Origin of the sequence: Xanthovirga aplysinae (genome assembly GCF_009711365.1) — a bacterium.
Taxonomy (GTDB): domain Bacteria; phylum Bacteroidota; class Bacteroidia; order Cytophagales; family Cyclobacteriaceae; genus Xanthovirga; species Xanthovirga aplysinae.
In genome coordinates, this window is the sequence record NZ_SMMB01000912.1 from 1 (window position 1) to 5,376 (window position 5,376).

The 5,376-nt window shown below is 36.4% G+C and carries 6 protein-coding genes; 3 read left to right on the top strand and 3 right to left on the bottom strand.

The features are described from left to right. Positions 1–139: 139 nt before the first annotated feature. From E1171_RS07945 to E1171_RS07955, 3 genes are read left to right on the top strand one after another with little or no spacing between them, the layout of a single operon-like run. Complete coding sequence (locus E1171_RS07945) at positions 140–850, top strand: dienelactone hydrolase family protein (RefSeq protein ID WP_155205477.1); 711 nt, start codon at positions 140–142, stop codon at positions 848–850. Positions 851–892: 42 nt separating this feature from the next. Next, positions 893–1,198, top strand: a complete 306-nt coding sequence (locus E1171_RS07950) for an antibiotic biosynthesis monooxygenase family protein (RefSeq protein WP_155205478.1) — start codon at positions 893–895, stop codon at positions 1,196–1,198. A gap of 44 nt (positions 1,199–1,242) precedes the next feature. After that, a complete protein-coding gene (locus E1171_RS07955; RefSeq protein ID WP_155205479.1) occupies positions 1,243–1,572 on the top strand; it encodes a DUF4286 family protein in 330 nt (109 codons plus the stop codon). 17 nt (positions 1,573–1,589) lie between these two features. On the opposite strand, the gene E1171_RS07960 is transcribed toward E1171_RS07955, so the two are convergent. The 3 genes from E1171_RS07960 to E1171_RS07970 form a co-directional block, all read right to left on the bottom strand. Beyond that, positions 1,590–2,753, bottom strand: a complete 1,164-nt coding sequence (locus E1171_RS07960) for a pyridoxal phosphate-dependent aminotransferase (RefSeq protein ID WP_155205480.1) — start codon at positions 2,751–2,753, stop codon at positions 1,590–1,592. A 364-nt stretch (positions 2,754–3,117) separates the two neighbouring features. Continuing rightward, positions 3,118–3,447: a helix-turn-helix domain-containing protein gene (locus E1171_RS07965; protein WP_155205481.1), complete on the bottom strand. Its 330-nt coding sequence runs from the start codon at positions 3,445–3,447 to the stop codon at positions 3,118–3,120. Positions 3,448–4,534: 1,087 nt separating this feature from the next. Next, a partial coding sequence (locus E1171_RS07970) for a DUF3575 domain-containing protein (protein ID WP_155205482.1) occupies positions 4,535–5,376 on the bottom strand: 842 nt, incomplete at its 5' end.

Sequence of the window (5,376 nt, forward strand, 5' to 3'; positions counted from 1 at the left end):
CCTTTTCCTTTTTTTATCTTTAAAACCACTACTCTAATTTTTAGTTAGATGTATAGGCCAGCAACTTTATACAAAATATGTTAGTGGTGTCCCTATCTTAATTCGATTTAGTATTGTTATCCTAATTTGAAAACAAAATATGCAAATAAAAGAGATAGATTATAAAGCAGGTGAACAAAACTTAAAAGGGTACTTAGTTTATAATAAGAAGGGGATTGAAAAACGTCCTGCCATCTTGGTAGTTCATGATTGGAATGGTTGTGACGAATTCGTAAAGCATAAAGCTCAATTAATAGCTGAAATAGGTTATGTTGGATTTGCTGTTGATATGTATGGGAATGGTCAAATAGGACAAAACGATGAAGACAAAAGTCAATTAATGGATAACCTACTGGAAAACCGAATATTAATTCAAGAACGAATGCTTGCGGCCTTGAATACGGTAAAAATTTTAGACCAGGTTGATTCCGAAAAGATTGGCACCATTGGCTATTGCTTTGGAGGACTGTGTGCCCTTGATTTAGCAAGAAGTGGTGCAGCAATAAAAGGAGTTTGTTGCTTCCACGGGGTTCTTACTCCACCAACCGGCTTATCAAAAAACAACATTAAGGCCAAAATACTTGCTTTACAAGGATATAATGATCCTTTTGTTCCATTTGAGCAAATCAAAAATTTCGCGCAAGAAATGTCAAATGCAAAGGTAGATTGGCAATTACATATGTATGGACAGGCAAGGCATTCTTTTACAAAACAAAACCCACCAGGAAAAGGAGAAGGGATTCAATACAATGAGCCAGCGGACAAACGCTCCTGGCGACTTATGAAAGATTTTCTTGCTGAGATTTTCTAAAATATTTTAGGTTTAACAGAGACCATAAATGAAAGGACATTAATGTTTTGTGTACTTTATGAGCTTCATGTAAACCCTGAAAACGAAAAGGAATTTCAGGAACTATACCCTCAGGTTGTTGAAGCTGCAAAAAACAGAGGAGGATTGGGATCGAGACTTCATCGATCGGTGAACAACAAAGAGCTTTGGTACAATTATGCCCCATGGCCAAATAGAGAGGCTTGGATAAAGGGTAGTCCACATACTCCAAAGAAAACTGATAACGACTTGGTAAGACGTTTTAGAGCTATCACTACTCCTCGAGTTGTGTATGAGTTAGAAGTAATTAGGGATTTACTGGTAAGCTGACTCTTTAGTGGCCAAGCCCCTGACGCTCACAAAAGGAAATTAATATGATTATTTATGAAGTTAATGCAACCATAATCAATTCATTATTAAACGAGTATATCAAGTGGCTAGAATTTCATATACAGAAAAGAATGCTGCCACTTGAGGGGTTTGAGAGTGCCCGATATTTTATTGAGGAAAACAATAAGGAAGAGGAGCATTCCACCATTTGCATTCAGTATCAACTTTCTTCAAGAAAAGCTCTGGATAATTATTTTAAATTTCATGTTGAGGAAATGAGAACGCCTCGTGACGGGCTGGAATTCCTTGAAGAGCATATCACGAGGCATTGGCGAATATTGAGGTTTGTTAATAAATTTGAAGGTCAAACATAGTTTGATTTTAGCTTAATTCACACCACCAGCCAATCCATATTTGTAATAGCCTCTACATATGCCTTCATTTCATTCAAGTTACCGATGCTTATCCGCGCCCAATTTGGAAAGTTGGGCCACCCTCCAACGGCCAATTGAAAGCCCGCACCTTCCAAGACAGCTTTATATCGCTTAAAATCCTTTACATTCAGATAAATAAAATTAGTGGAACTCGGATGAAATTCAATACCAAAATTTTTCAGAGCTTCCTGAACATAACCTCTTACCTCCTTGTTTTTTAGGCGGTATTCCTCAACGTAAGTATCGTTATTTAATGCAGTAATTGCACCTGCCACACCCAAATTACTGAGCAGCCCATTAAATCCAAAATGCTCACTTTCAAGCTTAGCAATGGTATCGGGCACCCCCATAGCATAACCAATCCTTAATCCGGCCAAACCATAAGCTTTAGAAAAAGTCCTGATGATAAGTACATTGTACCGCTCCTGCAAAAGCTTGATGGTTGCAGGACGGTAAACAGGATCTACCAATTCAATGTAAGCTTCATCAATGGCCACCGTGCAAGAAGGTGTGGCTATCTCTCTACAAAATTTCTCTATTTCTTTCACGGACAAGCATTTACCTGTGGGATTATTTGGATTGCACAAGTAAACCAAACGTGTAGCTTTTGTCACTGCCTTTCTTGTAGCTGACAGATCAATATCCATTTTTCTTGTTACAGGAATTTGCAAGCTCTTATGGGCAAATAACTTATCAGCGAAACGTCCTGTCACATTGAATGTAAGGCCTGGAACAATAATACTATTTTCTCTCTCCCCAAATGCTCTGGAAAGCATGCATAGAATTTCAAAGGACCCATGCCCCAAAATAATTTGATTTTTGTCGATCCTGTACTTCCTGGCAATCGTAGACTTGAGTGAATTGGTATCGTATTGATGAAAAGTGGGATAACGATTTATCCGTTGGACCTGACTCAGAATAACATCCTGAACTTTTTGAGACGGCCCATAAGGATTCTCATTTGAGAAGGAGCGCATTTTTCCACTAGCTTTTGGAGTTCGTTCAACTAGACTACCCTCCAACAAAAAAGAGCCATAAGCAGATGGAATTATAGCGGTGGCTGCCGCCAAAGTACCGCTAAGTTGTAATAATTTTCGTCGATTCAATTTATTGTTTTTCATATGACCAATGTTTTCCTCAAAAATGCTGTAGGATATTGGGTTAATCTGCCGACATCATGATATGGGCGAACTAAATCATGATATAAGTCTCAAATTTCAATATTGAATTCCATGGAAGGATGTTTGGAAAAGGAGGTAGCACCTTCAAACCACAATCAAAAGTCAGTACAGCAAAACATTGTTGTTTAGGGCCCTGGAATAGTAAAGAAACAAGACGTTTTCATCTCCATGACCGGACATTACCAATTGTCAATTTTAGGATTTAAAAAACAACCCAATAATAGTGTATTCTGAAAGTATGGCTGTCAAAAACAAATTTGGCTTTGGAATATCGAAGAAGGACTTTTACAACAAGAAAAGAAATTTATTCCAACAACATTTGCCGAAATTTCACAGCTGTTGTATTTGTATGTTTTTTAAATGCTGCATTAAAAGAGGAAAGGCTATTGAAACCACTTTCAAAAGCAATTGCTGCAATTTTGTAGTGTTCATATTCCCAACTGGAGAGCATTCTTTTGGCTTCCCCAATACGGTATCTGGTTATGTATTGGGAATAATTTTCCTGTTGTACCTGATTGATAACCTGAGACAGTTGCTTAGAGGTAATGCCCATGCGATCGCTCAAAGTGGTTAAGGTCAATTCTGAGTTTAAAAACAATTTTTCTTTTTTCAACAGGGAGTTCAAATCCTCCATGTATCCCTTAGCTTGCTTTTGTTTAAAGATGAATTACTATATTTTTGATTTGAAAATCTAAACAATTCCGGATGTTTAAGTGCCCATGCAGATAAGAAAATTACCATCCCAGAAAATAAATAGGCACTACTCAAATAGGGTACCCAACCAAATAATACAATTAGAGACAGGAAAACCAATAAAGTATTATTTACTGTAAAAAAACAGGAGCCATTTTCTGGTGGAGGAAACCGATTTTCTATTCAGCACTTTCTCTTTAAATGTTAACCCATACAAAGAAAGGATGCTATAAGTCAAAATATGAATTAATAAACCTGCAAAAATAAACCTTGAGATAGGACTTCCATTATTAGGAATGATCCAACAAAAGCTTATGAATAAAATTAAAGGTGCAAAATGCACTAATACGTTTTTTTTCCTAAGAATGGACTCTGGTTCAAGGGAATTTTTCACATAAAACCATAAGGAAGGCCCAAGTGCTAGAAAGCCTCCTAGAAAGATATTTCGAATGATGGGATCTATAAAAAAATAATTATGAAATAGCGACTTTCCTAATCTAAGACTAAAAGCAATAAGGTAAACCGCTAGGAAAAGATTGACCCTTGGGCGTTGTGAATGAGTAAAAATCAAAAAAAGACCAAAAAAAGACCAATGATCACCCCAATACTTCCAGCTAATAATTCAATGTGCTTTATAAGGTCTGTTTCCCCCTTCATATTTTAAAAGAAAAAAATTTAACTGTAATTTTGAAATCAAATTCATAAGAAGATTGTAGTCTTCTTTTTTCCTCCAATACTGAAATTAGCTTTAACTTATCAATTTAAATACTTTACTTCAAAAAATTCCTTATAGCAACGTTGGGATTTTCTGCCAGCAGAATTACGAGTTCCTTAGTGATTCAATCATTCTTTATTGAAATTTTAAGCCTTTTTGTTTCAAAAAAGAGGACCTAGTGCCCCTTACAAATTTCAATAACCACCCGTACAATTGAACTAAATCAATTCTGCAGTTTAGTTGAGATCTATCTTATCTTAAAGTGCCACATTATCTAATCTTTCCAGCTCCTTTGATTAGATCATTAGATGGATTAAAATACAAAGCCCACTTTCACATTAAAAGGTATACTTACTGCCCAAATGTTACCCTCCGTATAATCTGTGGCATAAAGATGCAAAACCTGCCCATTAAGAGACTCATCATTTAAAGCTTTACCATTTGGAAATTTGATTTCTTCCCTTTTGGGGCCAATTCCCAAATATACATCCATCAAAAAGTGGTCATTTAGGTAATATTGAAAACCTATCTTTGGCACAAAGGTATATGCTGTTTCCTGGACTGTAAATTTATTTGTATAAAAGTAAGACTGTTCTTTTTCATCCTCCCAATGATATTCTTCACTGTCAAGAAAGCTTTCCTTCGAATGACCTAACTCAAAGGCTACATACCAACGTTTTTGATTTTGATTAAAGTAATATTTATGCTCATAGGCGAGACGGTATCCCCTTAATTCTTGCTTTCTATTAAAATTAATGGCTAAAGGAATGGAAAATGCCAATTGAGAAGAATGATTTTTTTTATACAGTCTTTCGTAGCTTAATCCCACGGCAGGGTTAAACAACCCAATCATCTTAAGCGGTGTAACTTTTAAAATATTTTTTCTTTTAAACTGATCTTCTGTCAAAGGTGGATTTGTCGAATAACCCAACACATTACTCCCCATGTCCACATACAAGGTGGAAGGGTAGGAAAAACGCTTATCATTAGTAAAGTCAACCAACATCCCAACCAAACCAACGTAACCGAAAGCAAGATTACCCCAGAAGAAAGGGGAAACAGTCCTGGTCACCTGGAGGTTTTTACTGTTTTCCCCATCCACAACGGTGAAGTTTAAGGGAAGAGGACTCCTTCGCGCATAAATAATGGTCCTAT